15 protein-coding genes are annotated in these 14,105 nt (G+C 67.3%); 4 read left to right on the forward strand and 11 right to left on the reverse strand.

The genetic code is table 11. The annotated features are described in order from the left end of the window. Positions 1-23: 23 nt before the first annotated feature. Positions 24-404 (reverse strand): rhodanese-like domain-containing protein, encoded by a 381-nt coding sequence (locus tag G6N68_RS15150; protein ID WP_163713670.1) that lies wholly within the window; start codon positions 402-404, stop codon positions 24-26. 78 nt (positions 405-482) lie between these two features. After that, a complete protein-coding gene (locus tag G6N68_RS15155; protein ID WP_240355486.1) occupies positions 483-1,169 on the reverse strand; it encodes an alpha/beta hydrolase family protein in 687 nt (228 codons plus the stop codon). Between the two features lie 69 nt (positions 1,170-1,238). Here G6N68_RS15155 and G6N68_RS15160 point away from each other — a divergent pair, with 69 nt between their 5' ends. Further along, the gene (locus G6N68_RS15160; RefSeq protein ID WP_163713673.1) at positions 1,239-2,069 is read left to right on the forward strand and encodes an SDR family oxidoreductase; all 831 of its coding nucleotides are present in this window, start codon (positions 1,239-1,241) and stop codon (positions 2,067-2,069) included. 325 nt (positions 2,070-2,394) lie between these two features. Here the strand turns inward: G6N68_RS15160 and G6N68_RS15165 are convergent, their stop codons facing one another. Continuing rightward, on the reverse strand, positions 2,395-2,538 hold the full coding sequence (locus G6N68_RS15165; RefSeq protein WP_163713676.1) for a hypothetical protein: 144 nt from the start codon (positions 2,536-2,538) through the stop codon (positions 2,395-2,397). A gap of 146 nt (positions 2,539-2,684) precedes the next feature. On the opposite strand from G6N68_RS15165, the gene cobG reads away from it, so the two are divergent. The 3 genes from cobG to G6N68_RS15180 are packed head-to-tail and all read left to right on the forward strand — an operon-like array spanning position 2,685 to position 5,891. After that, positions 2,685-3,791 (forward strand): precorrin-3B synthase, encoded by a 1,107-nt coding sequence (gene cobG / locus G6N68_RS15170; protein ID WP_163713679.1) that lies wholly within the window; start codon positions 2,685-2,687, stop codon positions 3,789-3,791. A 4-nt stretch (positions 3,792-3,795) separates the two neighbouring features. Then, complete coding sequence (locus G6N68_RS15175) at positions 3,796-4,422, forward strand: precorrin-8X methylmutase (RefSeq protein ID WP_163713682.1); 627 nt, start codon at positions 3,796-3,798, stop codon at positions 4,420-4,422. Further along, positions 4,419-5,891, forward strand: a complete 1,473-nt coding sequence (locus G6N68_RS15180) for a precorrin-2 C(20)-methyltransferase (RefSeq protein ID WP_163713685.1) — start codon at positions 4,419-4,421, stop codon at positions 5,889-5,891. The genes G6N68_RS15175 and G6N68_RS15180 overlap by 4 nt, the downstream gene beginning before the upstream one ends. Here G6N68_RS15180 and bla read toward each other — a convergent pair. The 8 genes from bla to dprE2 form a co-directional block, all read right to left on the reverse strand. After that, positions 5,879-6,805 carry a class A beta-lactamase gene (gene bla / locus G6N68_RS15185; protein WP_163718640.1) on the reverse strand — a complete coding sequence of 309 codons (927 nt, stop codon included), beginning with the start codon at positions 6,803-6,805 and terminating at the stop codon, positions 5,879-5,881. The genes G6N68_RS15180 and bla overlap by 13 nt on opposite strands. A 17-nt stretch (positions 6,806-6,822) precedes the next feature. Beyond that, the gene (locus G6N68_RS15190) at positions 6,823-8,817 is read right to left on the reverse strand and encodes a DUF6541 family protein (protein ID WP_163713688.1); all 1,995 of its coding nucleotides are present in this window, start codon (positions 8,815-8,817) and stop codon (positions 6,823-6,825) included. Between the two features lie 39 nt (positions 8,818-8,856). Further along, positions 8,857-10,035: an FAD-binding domain gene (locus G6N68_RS15195; RefSeq protein ID WP_163713691.1), complete on the reverse strand. Its 1,179-nt coding sequence runs from the start codon at positions 10,033-10,035 to the stop codon at positions 8,857-8,859. A gap of 127 nt (positions 10,036-10,162) precedes the next feature. Continuing rightward, positions 10,163-10,651: a DUF2505 domain-containing protein gene (locus tag G6N68_RS15200; protein WP_163713693.1), complete on the reverse strand. Its 489-nt coding sequence runs from the start codon at positions 10,649-10,651 to the stop codon at positions 10,163-10,165. Between the two features lie 42 nt (positions 10,652-10,693). Continuing rightward, on the reverse strand, positions 10,694-11,419 hold the full coding sequence (locus tag G6N68_RS15205; protein WP_163713696.1) for a cobalt-precorrin-6A reductase: 726 nt from the start codon (positions 11,417-11,419) through the stop codon (positions 10,694-10,696). Continuing rightward, positions 11,419-12,168, reverse strand: coding sequence for a precorrin-4 C(11)-methyltransferase (gene cobM / locus G6N68_RS15210; protein ID WP_163713699.1), 750 nt, complete (start codon positions 12,166-12,168; stop codon positions 11,419-11,421). Before cobM ends, G6N68_RS15205 begins: the two co-directional genes overlap by 1 nt. Next, positions 12,165-13,337 carry a precorrin-6y C5,15-methyltransferase (decarboxylating) subunit CbiE gene (gene cbiE / locus G6N68_RS15215; RefSeq protein WP_163713702.1) on the reverse strand — a complete coding sequence of 391 codons (1,173 nt, stop codon included), beginning with the start codon at positions 13,335-13,337 and terminating at the stop codon, positions 12,165-12,167. Before cbiE ends, cobM begins: the two co-directional genes overlap by 4 nt. Continuing rightward, a complete protein-coding gene (gene dprE2, locus G6N68_RS15220) occupies positions 13,334-14,083 on the reverse strand; it encodes a decaprenylphospho-beta-D-erythro-pentofuranosid-2-ulose 2-reductase (RefSeq protein WP_163713705.1) in 750 nt (249 codons plus the stop codon). Before dprE2 ends, cbiE begins: the two co-directional genes overlap by 4 nt. Between the last annotated feature and the right edge of the window lie 22 nt (positions 14,084-14,105).

Here is a 14,105-nt window from a genome sequence, read left to right on the forward strand (position 1 = left end):
CCCCATTCGTACCGTAGCGGCGGCTACACCCGTTCGACCGCCCCGCCGCTGTCCGCCCAGTCCTTGAAGCCGCCGAGGTTGTAGACCTCGTTGTAGCCGAGTTCCTTCAGCGCCTGGCCGGCCAGCGCAGAGCGACCGCCCGATGCGCAGTAGACGATGACCGTCTTGTTCTTGTCGAACTGCGGGTCGTGCGAGGGCACACTCGGGTCCGCCCGGAATTCGAGCATTCCGCGCGGGACGTGTACGGCGCCGGCGACTTTGCCGCTCTGCTGCACCTCCGGCGCGTCCCGCACATCGACAACCAACACGTTGCCCGCGGCAATTCGCTCCTGCGCCTCGGCGGGCGTGATGCGCGGCACGACGGCGTTGGCGGCTTCCACCAACTCCTTGACACTGCGAGCCATGGTTATCCCTTCTGACCCTTTGCGATGACCTGGTACACACCCCATCTTGTCCCATGTCTCGCGCGTCAGCACCGACGGTCAGCGGCGAAGGGTCGCCCCGATGCGGTCGGCCACCTCGGTTGCCATGCGCCGCGCCTCGTCGCCCCGCCCCGGCTCGTAGCGATCCGCGACCGGGTCGTACTCGGCGCCGGCGATCGACCCGTGGTCGGCCGCCAACTCGACTAGGTCCACCTGCCAGCCGGCCTGTTCGAGGCTCGCGGCGAACTCCCGACTGGCCGTCGACGGCACGGCGTCGTCGCTGAGCCCGTGCAACAGCGTGAAAGGGGAACCGATCTGGGCGGACGACAGCATGTCGGCCGGGCTGCGACCCGAAATGGGGTCGGGCGCCATGAACGCGCCGGCCAGGCACACGGTGTGGGCGATTGCGACATCGTGGTTTGCGGCGTCGATCGTCAGGCCCGCCGCGGCGGCCCCGCCCAGCGACCACCCGACGAGCACGATCGCCCCGGTGGCGCGCTTGCGCACGAAGTCGACCGAAGCGAGCAGGTCGCCGCGGCCGCCGTCGTCGGCGTGGGAGTTCCAGTCCGGCGCCACCACGACGGCACCGCGCTCGGCGAGCAGGCCGGCGAGGGGGCCGACGGCCGCGCGGGCGTCGGTCTGCATTCCGTGCCAGAGCAACACCGCCGGCTGCGACCAATCGCCGTAAATGTCAGCAAGGCGTCCTGGGGCGTACTCGACCGTCTCCGTGGGCTCCATGGGCTTCATGGGCAACAGGGTGCCCAGGTAACCGGAATCCAATCCCCGGCCGTGTTCGCGGGGTCGTACGGTGAGGGCATGAAGCCAGGGTCCCTCACCAACAAAGTCGTCGCCGTCACCGGTGGAGCCCGCGGAATCGGGCTGGCCATCGCCGTGGCCGCGCATCGTTTGGGCGCGCGCGTCGCCATCGGCGACATCGACGAAGCCGCCGCGAAAGAGTCCGGAGACCAACAGGGATTTGAGCTGTCCAGCCAGTTGGATGTGACCGATCGCCAGTCCTTCACCAGCTTCCTCGACGCCGTCGAAAGCAGCGTGGGTCCTCTCGATGTGCTGGTGAACAACGCCGGGGTCATCGCGGTGGGCAGCGCTGTCGAGGAAGCCGACAACATCACCCAGCGGCTGCTCGACGTCAACATTTTCGGCGTCATCCTGGGCACCAAGCTTGCCGCGCAGCGGATGCTGCCCCGCCGTCGCGGCAACATCATCAACATCGCATCACTGGGCGGTGTGCTGCCCACCGAGGGCATCGCAACCTATTGTGCGACAAAGCATGCCGTGCTCGGCTACACCGACGCCGTCCGGCTGGAGAACCGCGGCAGCGGCGTTCACTTCACGGCGATCCTGCCGACGCTGGTCAATACCGAGATGACCGCCGGGATCGGACACGCCAAGGGCTTCAAGAACGCCGAGCCCGAAGACGTCGCCAACGCGGTCGTCGGCGCGATCGCACGGCCCGAATCCCGGGTGTTCGTGCCCCGCGCCATCGGCATCACGGTGGCTTCACAACGTCTGATGCCGCTGCGGGTGGCCGAGGCGATGGGACGTGCGCTGGGCAGCGGCCGCGTGTTCACCAGCGACGTGCAGAGCGACAAGCGCAAGGGCTACGCCGATCGGACGGGAACGTCCTGACGCGATTCAGGCAAAGTCTCGCGGGTCCTCTTGATTGCGGGCTGGATGGTCGTCTGCTCACGGTGCCGAGCGCGCATGATGCGAAGCAAGTTCGAGGGGCGCAGCAGCCGACTCGGCGGGTCGATCATCGCGGTGACCCTCAGGAATTGGCTTGCGACAACGAGATCCGACTCCATAACCGTCAGGACGCGGTCCAAGAACAGATTGCTGGCGCGCATCGAGATTGGCCGCGGCCCCGGCACTTCCGGGAGAGCCAAGTCGGAACCGACAGCAGTCTGCCACGCCACTCGGACGACCTTGGCTGCGCGGCGGTTCAAACGCGTGATCAGGCCGCGATGCCCCCGTCCGGCGCATCGGGCGAAATACCGCTACTCGCCATCTGGTGTCCACCGACCGATACCAAGAACTTCGAGAAGTCCCCGTCAGCCAGGCTGGTGGCGCACCCAACACCACCGCGTGACTTCCGCACCTCGTCATGACGCACCCTGACCTCGCCTGATACGGACGGGCGAAGTGACCGGCCGTTGAGGGGCGGCGGACTAGAGTAAGCGACTACTTGATTTCGCTCGGTGTCTCGGTCGTCGACTAGCTCGCGGTGAGCCGTACCGTGGACGGGTGGCCAGAGCCCGCGATGTCGATGCCTGCCCCGGTGCGCTGCAGGTGCACCAGGCCGCCGACGGCGCGCTGGCGCGGATCCGGCTGCCCGGCGGGATGCTCACGCCCGCTCAGCTGGCGGCACTGGCGGCGGTGTCCACCCAGTTCGGTTCCGGGACGTTGGAGCTCACGGCGCGGGGAAACGTGCAAGTCCGCGGAATCACCGACGTTGCCGCGGTCGCGGAAGCGATCGCGGGCGCCGGGCTGTTGCCATCCGCCACGCATGAGCGCGTCCGCAACATCGTCGCCTCGCCACTGTCCGGCCGTGTCGGCGGCAAGGCGGACGTGCGGGACTGGGTCGAGGAACTGGACGCGGCGATCCAGGCTGCACCGGAACTGGTGGAGCTGGGCGGCCGGTTCTGGTTCAGCCTCGACGACGGGCGCGGCGACGTGTCGGGACTGGCCGCCGATGTCGGTGTGCACGTGTTCGACGACGGGCCCGGGCTGGTGGTGGCAGGTCGCGACACGGGCGTGCGGGTCGACGACGTCGTCGGGACGCTTACCGGCATCGCGCTGAAGTTCGTCGCGGTTCACGGAAAAGCTTGGCGGATCCAGGAATTGGATTCACTCACTGGTCTGTTGCCGGGTGTTGAACTGGGCGCGGCCTTCCCGCCCGTCACCAGAGCCCCGGTGGGGTGGCTGGCGCAGGCTGATGGCCGCGTGACGTTGGGTGCGGCGGTGCCGTTGGGGGTCCTGCCCGCCCGTGTCGCGGAGTTCCTGGCGGTGATCGATGCGCCGCTGGTGATCACGCCATGGCGTTCGGTGCTGGTTTGCGACCTGGACGAAGGGGTCGCCGACACGGCGCTGCGGGTGCTGGCGCCGCTGGGTCTGGTATTCGACGAGAACTCGCCCTGGCTGGGCGTCAGCGCCTGCACCGGCTCCCCCGGCTGCGCGCATTCGGCCGCCGATGTGCGCGCGGACGCCGCAGCGGCGCTGGACGCAGATTCCGAGGTACACCGGCACTTCGTGGGCTGTGAGCGCGCGTGCGGCAGCCCGCTGGTCGGTGAGGTGTTGGTCGCCAGTGCGGATGGGTATCGGCTGCTCCGCGACGTTCGCCCTTTAGGGTGAGCGGGTGCTCGACTACATCCGCGACGCGGCGGAGATCTACCGGCAGTCGTTCGCAACCATCCGCGCCGAGGCGGACCTGACGCGGTTTCCCGCCGACGTCGCGCGGGTGGTGGTCCGGCTGATCCACACCTGCGGACAGGTCGATGTCGCAGAGCATGTGGCCTTTACCGACGACGTCGTTACGCGGGCCCGGGCCGCGCTGGACGACGGTGCACCCGTGTTGTGCGACTCGTCGATGGTTGCAGCAGGGATCACCGCGGCACGGCTGCCCGCCCGCAACGAGGTGGTGACGCTGGTCGCGGACCCGCGCGCCGCCGACTTGGCCGCCCGCCGGCAGACCACCCGCTCGGCGGCCGGCGTGGAGCTTTGGGCCGAGCGACTGGGCGGTGCCGTGGTGGCGATCGGCAACGCGCCCACCGCGCTGTTCCGGCTGCTCGAATTGATCGACGAGGGCGCGGCGGCACCGGCTGCGGTACTGGGCGGACCGGTCGGCTTCGTCGGGTCGGCGCAATCCAAGCAGGAGCTCATCGAGCGCCCGCGCGGGATGTCGTACCTGGTGGTCCGCGGCCGCCGCGGCGGTAGCGCCATGGCCGCGGCCGCCGTCAATGCGATCGCGAGCGACGCCGAATGACTGGTCGGGGCACGCTCTACGGCGTCGGGCTGGGTCCCGGCGATCCGGAACTGGTGACGGTCAAGGCCGCCCGGCTGATCGGCGAAGCCGATGTGGTGGCCTACCACAGCGCGCGGCACGGGCGCAGCATCGCCCGTGGCATTGCCGAACCATACTTGCGGCCCGGCCAAATCGAAGAGCACCTGGTCTATCCGGTGACCACCGAGACGACCGACCATCCGGGCGGTTACGCCGGCGCGCTGGAGGACTTCTACGTCGCGGCCACCGAACGCATCGCCGCCCACCTGGACGCCGGGCGCAACGTGGCACTGCTCGCCGAGGGCGACCCGTTGTTCTACAGCTCCTACATGCATTTGCACACCCGCCTCACCCAGCGGTTCAACGCGGTCATCGTTCCTGGCGTGACGTCGGTGAGCGCCGCATCCGCGGCGGTTGCGACGCCGCTGGTCGCCGGTGATGAGGTGCTGTCGATTTTGCCGGGGACGCTGCCGGTGGCCGAATTGACCCGTCGGCTGGCCGATGTCGACGCCGCCGTGATCCTCAAACTCGGTCGCTCGTACCACAATGTGCGGGAAGCGCTTTCAGCCTCCGGCCAGCTAGACGACACGTTCTACGTGGAGCGGGCCAGCACCCCGACGCAGCGGGTGCTGCCCGCCGCCGAGGTGGACGAAACCAGCGTGCCGTACTTCTCGCTGGCCATGCTGCCGGGCGGCAGGCGCGGCAAGTCGGTGACCGGCTCCGTCGCGGTGGTCGGTCTGGGCCCGGGCGCCACGGAATGGATGACCCCGCAGAGCCAACGCGAATTATCCTGCGCCACAGACTTGATCGGGTACGCCAACTACCTGGACCGGGTGCCTGTGCGGGACGGCCAACGACGTCATCCCAGTGACAACACCGACGAACCCGCGCGCGCCCGACTGGCCTGCGAGCTCGCCGAGCAGGGCCGCGCGGTGGCCGTGGTGTCCTCCGGCGATCCCGGGGTGTTCGCGATGGCCACCGCTGTCCTGGAAGAGGCCAAGCAGTGGCCCGGCGTGCAGGTTCGGGTGATCCCGGCGATGACGGCCGCCCAGGCGGTGGCCAGTCGGGTCGGGGCGCCGCTGGGGCACGACTACGCGGTGATCTCGTTGTCTGACCGGTTGAAGCCGTGGGACGTCATCGCCCAGCGCATTTCCGCCGCGGCCGCCGCCGATCTGGTGCTGACGATATACAACCCGGCTTCCAAGTCGAGGACCTGGCAAGTGGGCGCGATGCGGGACCTGTTGCTAGAGCACCGCGAACCCGGGACGCCGGTGGTGATCGGCCGCAACGTGTCGGGGCCAGATGAAGAGGTACGCGTGGTGCGGTTGGCGGATCTGAACCCCGCCGACGTCGACATGCGCTGCCTGCTGATCATCGGATCGTCTCAAACCCAATGGCATACGACTGATTACGGCGACAGGGTGTTCACGCCCCGACGTTACTTGCGCTGACCGGGCAGAGCGGACGCGACGATGGTCGCCGCCGCGGCGACGATCGCGTCATTGAACGGGGCGTCGTATCCGCCGGTGACGCAGTCGGAGTAGATCGCCACCACGTACGACGCACCGCTCGGCGACCACACCACGGCGACGTCGTTGGTGCGTCCGTAGTCACCCGACCCCGTCTTGTCCGCGATCTTCCAGTCTGGCGGAAACCCCGTGCGGATCCGCTTGTCCCCCGTCGTATTCCGCACCATCCAGTCGGTGAGCAACCCCCGCTTGTCGGCGGGCAACGCGTCACCGAGCACCAACCGCTGGAATACCCCGGCGATCGCGCGCGGCGTGGTGGTGTCCCGCTCGTCGTTGGGAGCATCTCGATTGAGTTCGGGCTCAAGCTGATCCAGGCGGCTTACGCTGTCCCCCAGGCTGCGCAGGAACTGGGTAAAGCCGGCGGGCCCGCCGATTTCGGCAAGCAGTAGGTTGGCCGCGGTGCCGTCGCTGTAACGGACCGCCGCATCACACAGCTGCCCGATGGTCATTCCGCCGTCGACGTGTTGTTCGGTGATCGGCGAGGTGGACCGGATGTCGTCGCGGGTGTAGGTGATCACCTTGTCCAAGAAGGTCAACGGATTTCGTTGCAGCACCGCTGCTGCGAGCGGCGCCTTGAACGTGGAGCAAAACGCGAACCGCTCGTCGGCGCGGTAGGAGATCGGTGCGGCATCGCCGTCGGCGAGCACATGCACGCCGAGCCGGGATTCGTAGCGCCGCTCAAGTTCTGCAAAGCGCGCCGACAGGTCCTGGGCCGCCCGCGACGTCGAAGTAGTACTCGACTGGGGACGGCCGGTAGCGGCCTGAGATGAACAGCCCACCAACGGAACCAGCATGGCCAGCAGGACTTGCCTTCGGGTGGCGGGCGTTGCGAGCATGCCGCAGTATTCCATGGTCAGGTTGTGGGCTTCTTCGTCGGCGCCGGTGCTGTTCGCCCCGGCCGCCATTCGTAGATGCGGGCTTCACCGTTGTCGTAGATCTTGGTCCAGGAGTGTGACTCTTCCAGTCCCGTCAGCCCGTCGGGCATGACGAAGTCGCCCACCACCGGAGTGCTGGTCAGCACATAGCGGATGTCAAGTGCCTGTACGGCCTGGGCGACGCGGGGATCGCCGTCCGCGTCGTCGGCGTAGGCCCAGAAGATGAACCGGTGGTAACCCGGACCGAGTTGCTGCGGGTAGTCGTAGTGCGTCCAGAGCGGGTGCAGGCCGGCTACCGCGTACATCCACGCGGTGCCGTCGGTGTTGGCGTTACCGATCAGCGTCTCGCGGGCGCCGGGCAGGGTGGCCAGATAGGCCATCGCCTCCAAGTCCTTGTCGTCGATCATGACCTGGTCGTACTTCTCTCCGAGCAGGAAGCGGTGCCGCGGAAAGTAGTGCCACGCGCCGACGATGCTGGCGCCGATCACCACCATGGCGCAGGCGGCATTCCATGCGGGCGAACCCCAAATTCGGAGGTTTCGTCGGGCCAACAGTCCCCGCGTCGCGTTGGCGACCCAGGCGACGAGCATGAACAGGCCGATGCCGGCCATGGGCGTCAGCAGCAGAGTGATCGCCGCCGACAAGCGGCGCGGGTCGGAATAGAAGCTGTCGCTGAATCGTCTGATGAGCGCGCCGATCACGCCACCGAACGGCGCCGCCGAATACACCACGGATCCCACCAGCAGCAACCACACGGCCAACGGCCACCAGACGCGCTTCACGAGCAGGATCACCGCACCGACGGCGGCCAGTACCAGCAGCGTGTATTGGATCGGGTAGTCGCTGAGATGACGGGTGTACTGCAGCACCGCCCGCAGCAAGGCCCGCTTCTTACCCTCGTGACTGACAAAGGAGTGCCCGGCGATGATCTCGGCCTGCTCCAAAATGCCAATCACCTGAGGGACTTTCGCCAGAGCCGTTGTCCCGACGATCAGCAGCAGGGCCACCATGTCAGAGACACGACCGCGCACCGGGCGCCGTAACCCGTCCACCAGCCACCACGCCGCGACAAACACGACCGCGATGACGCCTGCGGTGGTGTGTACCGAGAACACCCCGATCAACGCCAGGACAGCGATCGGGATGCGGTCGCGGTGTCGCAGCGCGGACACGATCAGTACCATCGTCGGCGCGGCAATGCCGTACGCGGCAAGGTTGGGCGTGGCGGCGGTGTTGAACTCGACATACGGCACCGCGGTGAAGGATGCCGCCAATCCCGCTGCGGCAGTAGCGCATCCGGCGGTGGCCCACAGGGTTGTGTGCGGGCGCATCAGATGCCAGGCCAGCGCGGCCGCGCTGCTCGGAAAAAGCCAGATTGCCGCCGCGAGCGAGGACAGGGTGTAGGCGGTTGTGGGCGCGGCGCCGGTGAGTTGAGCAAGCACGGCTGCCAGCGCATGAAACGTTGAGGGGTAAAACAGTCGGGCGTGGGTTTCGACGTTGCGCAGCTCACCCATGTGCGTGGGTGAGGCCTGACCGGTGTCGAGGATCGAGCGAATGGTGTTGGCGTGCCATACCGAATCCCAGGTACTGGGGATGGACTGCCAGTGCGGCAGGGCGGCGACTGCGGCACACCCGATCAACGTTGCGCCCACCACAACACCGGCACCGACACACAGGGCCGGCCATCGCGTGGCCGCTAGGGCTTCGGCATCATGGTCGCGGTAGCGCTCCAACACAACCCGAAATACCGCGGCTAAGAACAACACCACGCCCAGTGCCGCCAGCGCTGTCAGTGCGTTCCACGGAATTCCGATGGCCCCGAACGGGACGATGGCCAAGCCGACCGTGCCGTAGGTCAGCGCTGGGCCGGCGGCGATCGAGATGGGCCATGGCAGGCGGGCTAACCACGCGATCAATGCCCCGGGGATCACCAGCAGCAGCGTCGCCACCAGCACTCCGGCTATCAAATTCACTGAACCCGCCCAGCTGGCCGACTGGCTCGGTCGCCGGGTTCACATCGCGTAGTCGGGTAACTCAAAGTCGTCACGCAAGCTCCGGCTTACCAACAGACTGGCGAGTGGGCGGAAGTTCAGCGCACCCATCACGAAGTCACGGAACCGGACACCGAACTGAGTCCGTGTTGCGAACACGGGGAGGAATTTCTGCGCCGCGATTTGCTTGTCCTCGATGAAGCGGCGCATGCGCTTCTCGTAGTTGGCGAACGCTCGTCGGTAATCGCCTTGGGCGCAATGGAGTTCGCCGGCCAACACATACGCTTCGGTCATCGCCAAACCGGTGCCCTCGCCGGCCAGCAGTGAAACGCAGGCGGCGGCGTCGCCGACCAGAGCCGTGCGGCCTCGCGACCAGCTCGGCAGGCGGATCTGGCTGACGACGTCGAAGTACAGGTCGTCGACGTCGTCGAGCGCGGCCAGAATCTGCGGGCATTCCCAGCCCGTGTCGGCATAAACCGTCCGCAGCGACGCTTTTCGCCCTTCCAGATTCCCTGGATCGGCAGCTTCTGCGGAGCGGAACACGAACAGAACCATGGTGCGGTCCCCGCGCAGGGAGAAGCGGCCGACGGAGCGGCCCGGCTCGGTGTGGGTCACATAGACCAGTTCATCGCGGGGACGGTAGCCCTCGAGCACGCACGCCGCCACGCAGCAGCCCAAATAATGTTCGGCGTCCGTCTCAGGCCCGAACGCTAGGCGGCGCACGTTGGAGTGCAACCCGTCGGCACCGATGACGAGGTCGAAATCTCGAGTCATGGCGCCGGAAAAGCTCACCGAAACCCCGTCGGAGTGTTCGTTGATCGCGGTGATGTTGTTGCCGAAGATCGTTTCGACGTCGTCCTTGACGGTGTCGTAGATGGCGGCGGCAAGGTCGCCGCGCGGCAGACTGGTGAACTTCTGGCCCGCCGCTTTGCGGATCGCATCGGTGCTCAGGCTTGCTCGCACCCGATTGTCGGAACCTACCGAACGGATCGTGTGCACCTGATAGCCCGCGTCGAGAATGACTTTTTCGATTCCCATCAGCTGCGCGATGCGGTAGCCCACGCCCCAGAAGTCGATGACGTAGCCGCCGGTGCGAAATTGCGGTGCACGCTCGATCAACGTCGGCTCGTGACCGGTCCGGCGCAGCCAATAAGCGAGCGATGGGCCGGCCACGCCCGCTCCGCTGATGGCGACCTTCATGACGTGAACACCTCTCGTGGGTGCGATCGTTCAGACCATCCTAATGCAACTATTGCATATTGCTACTTTGACCCTTGCGCAAATGTTCCCGGCGAGTCGCGCGCCTCGCGGAGTTAGCGCTTCGGGTTCAGCGTTCGCCTGCCAGCCAGGACTTCCCGACCTCGTACTCGGCTTCCATCGCAGCCACAAACTGGTCGATGATGATGCCTGCCACCTTGCCGCCGACGAGAGGCACACTGACCTCGACGTTGATCTCGACGGTCTCCACCGTCTTGCCGTCTTTCGAGACGACGGTGACGTTGCCGGTGCCGCCGCCGGGTTTACCGGGGATCTCGAGCGTGAGGGTCATGTCGGTGCCGGTCCAGGTCTCCCGCTGCCGGACGTCCGTTCTGGCGCCTAAGAACTTCGTCGCGACCGAGGGAAGTCCGGCCATCGGCTGCTGCTTGTCGATGGCAACCAGTGTCGTGTCGCCCTCTTTGGTGATCGAGACGTTGTGGGACAGCAGCCCCTGGGCCTCGCAGACCTTGTTGCGAAATCCCTCGTCGAGCAGCATCGCCATCACGTCGTCGAGCGGTGCGTCGTAGTTGCACACGAACTGCTTGCTGGCCTGGGCCATTGATCCTCGCTTAGCCTCGATCCGCCTAAGGGTCCCGATATGTTAGCCGAGCGCCGCCACCCATTGGACCGCTTCATAGACGGTGTCCACAGTTTGGACTCTGGGCGGCAGCGGTGGACGCGCGACCATGATCACCGAAACCCCCAGCGCTGCTGCGGCATCCAGCTTGGCTCGGGTCATGTCGCCGCCGCTGTTCTTGGTGACCACGGCGTCGATGCGGTGTTCTTTGAGGAGGTGCAGCTCGCCGTCGTAGCGGTATGGCCCGCGGGACAAGATCAATTGGTGTCGGCGTGGCAGTGTGGCCGGGTCGGGGGCGGTGACGGCACGGATCAAGAACCACGCGTCACTGTTCCGGAAGGCGTGCACACCGGAACGGCCGGTTGTGAGAAAGACCCGCTGGTAGCCTTGTCGCGCAACGGTTTCCGCAGCCTCGACGTCGGAGGCCACTACGATGGCGTCACCGGGGTCCCAGGGCGGGCGCGCCAACACCACGTGCGGCAAGCGGATTTCGTCGCAGACCTGCGCCGCGTGGGCGGTCATCGTCGCCGCGAACGGGTGCGTGGCGTCGACCACCGCGTCGATGTGTTCGTCACGCAACCACTGGCGCAGGCCGTCGATGCCGCCGAATCCGCCGATGCGAACCGGACCGACCGGAAGCGCGGGTTCCGGGACGCGACCGGCCAAGGAGCTGACGATGTCGACCCGCGGATGCAGTTCGGCGGCCAGGGCGCGGGCCTCGGCGGTGCCGCCGAGCAAGAGGATACGCATCAGTGGGCCTGTCGGCGCGCTACCGAGTACAGGTAGCTGTCGGTGAAGCCCTCGGCGGCCAGCACGTCACCGACGATGATGACGGCGGTCTTGGTGACGTTGGCGTCGTGCATCTGTCCGGCGATGTCGGCCAGGGTGCCCCGCAGCACCACCTGTTGTGGCCAGCTCGCGAAAGCGACTACCGCCGTGGGTGTTTCGGGTCGGTAACCAGCGGCAGTGAGTTGCGGGACGATGGCGTCGATCTGCGCTGCGGCGAGGTGCAGCACCAGCGTGCCAGCGGATTTAGCTAGGGTCGCCAGCTCTTCGCCGGGCGGCATCGGTGTCGACAAGGTCGAAACCCGGGTGAGCGTGACGGTTTGCGCCACTCCGGGAACGGTGAGCTCGCGTTTGAGCGCCGCTGCGGCTGCCGCGAAAGCCGGTACGCCGGGCACGATTTCGTACTCGATCTGCAGGGTGTCGAGCTGGCGGCATTGCTCGGCCACCGCGCTGTAAAGCGAGGGATCGCCGGAATGCAGTCGGGCCACATCCAAGCCGGCGGCGTCGGCGTCGGCGAGTTCGGTGATGATCTGTTCGAGCGTCAACGGCCCGGTGTCGACGACCTTGGCGTCGGAGGGGCAAAGGGCCAGTAGGTCTTTCGGCATGATAGAGCCCGCGTACAGGCACACCGGGCAGCGCTGCAACAGCCGTTGGCCGCGGACGGTGATCAGGTCCGCGGCGCCCGGTCCCGCGCCGATGAAGTACACCGTCACGGCTTGACCATCGTCCACTGGGTGACCGGCAGTTGCGGACGCCATGCGGTAAAACCGCCGATCGGTTCGTCCCGATAGTGCTGGAAGCGTCTCAATTCGCCGCCAAGCCGCGAATGTGCCAGCGCGAGCGCGGCTTCCGATTCCACGGTGACGGCGTTGGCGACCAGGCGTCCATCGGCGGGCAGGCTGTGCAGGCAGGCGTCAAGCAGGCCCGGCTGGGTGAGGCCCCCGCCGATGAAGATCACGTCCGGAGTGGCGGCGCCGTCGAACTCCTGCGGCGCGTCGGCGCGAACGTCGATGTCCGCACCGAACGCGCCGGCGTTGAGTCCGATGTTGTGGCGACGCCGTTCGTTGCGTTCGAACGCCACCGCCGTGCAGCCGCGGGCGCTTCGGCACCACTCGACCGAGATACTTCCCGAGCCTGCGCCGACATCCCACAGCACCTGCCCGGGCCGCGGCGCCAGCGCCGCCAGCGTGAGCGCCCGAATCCCCTGCTTGGTGATCTGCCCGTCATGCACCAGCGCGTCGTCGGGCAGGGAGGACAGGCGTTCGTCGGGCAGGTAGCGCACGGCGATCACGTTCAGGTCTTGGATGTCGGTCGGCGCGTTGTCGGCCCATTCGCGCGCAGTGCCGTCGCGACGCCGTTCGTTCGGCCCGCCCAAGTGTTCGAGCACGCTGAATTCGGAGTCGCCGCGCCCGTAGGAGTTGAGCAGCACCGCCAGCGCTTTGGGGCTGGTGCGGTCCGCCGACAGGACGATCGCCTGGCCGCCACGCCGGACGGCGGCGCGCGGTGGCGCCGTGACCAGGCTGATCACCTCGGTGTCCTGGACGCTCCAACCCATCCGCGCACACGCCAGCGTCACCGACGAAACATGTGGCAGCACACGCACTTTCTCGGATCCGAACAGTCGGATGAGGGTGCTGCCGATGCCGTGCAACAGCGGGTCCCCACTGGCCACGACATGGATGTCGTCTCCGTCTGGATCAAGCTGCTGCAGTGCCGGCATCATCGGCGAGGGCCACTTCCGCCGGGGCGCGGTAACGGAATCATCGAGCAGGTCGAGTTGCCTTTCGGCGCCGTAAACGACGGTTGCCCTGCGCAATTCGGCCTTGGATTTGGGCGCTAGGCCGGCCATTCCGTCGGCGCCGATGCCGACCACGATGATCATCGCGGCATCCGCCGCCACACGAACTGCGGCAGGAGCTTGAGAACGAAGAACATTGGCCGCAGTGCCCACGGAATCCAGACGGTGCGTCTCCCCTTCGCCAGCGCACGAGCAGTGGCCTTGGCCACCTGTTCGGGGGTGCTGGACAGCGGCGCCGGCGACATGCCCTCGGTCATGCGGCCGATGACGAATCCGGGACGTGCGACCAGCAACCGAACCCCGGTGCCGTGCAGCGCGTCGGCCAGGCCGCTGGCGAACCCGTCGAGGCCGGCTTTGGCCGATCCGTACACGTAGTTCGCACGGCGCACCCGGACCCCGGCCACTGAGGAGAACACCACCAGAGATCCGCGGCCGGCCGCGCGCATCGCCTGCGCGAGGTGAGTGAGCAGGCTGACCTGGGCGACGTAGTCGGTGTGCACGATGGCCACCGCGTGCGCGGCGTCGGTTTCCGCACGGGCCTGGTCGCCGAGGATGCCGAAGGCCAGAACTGCGGTCTGGATCGGGCCGTATTCGGCGACGATCGAGTCGACCAGCGGGCCGTGCGATGCGAGGTCGTCCGCGTCAAACTCCCTGGTGTGGACTGCGGCGGCGCCCGCGGTCTCCAGGGTGGCGATCTGATCCATGAGCTGGTCGGCTCTGCGCGCCGCCAGCACCAACGTCGCCCCTGGGGCCAGCCGTCGGGCCAGTTCAACGCCGATTTCGCTCCGGCCGCCGAAAATTACCACCGGACCTGCGCCCGTGTCGTCCACGGCTGCGATTATTACCTGCGCT

This window comes from Mycobacterium bourgelatii, assembly GCF_010723575.1.
GTDB lineage: Bacteria > Actinomycetota > Actinomycetes > Mycobacteriales > Mycobacteriaceae > Mycobacterium > Mycobacterium bourgelatii.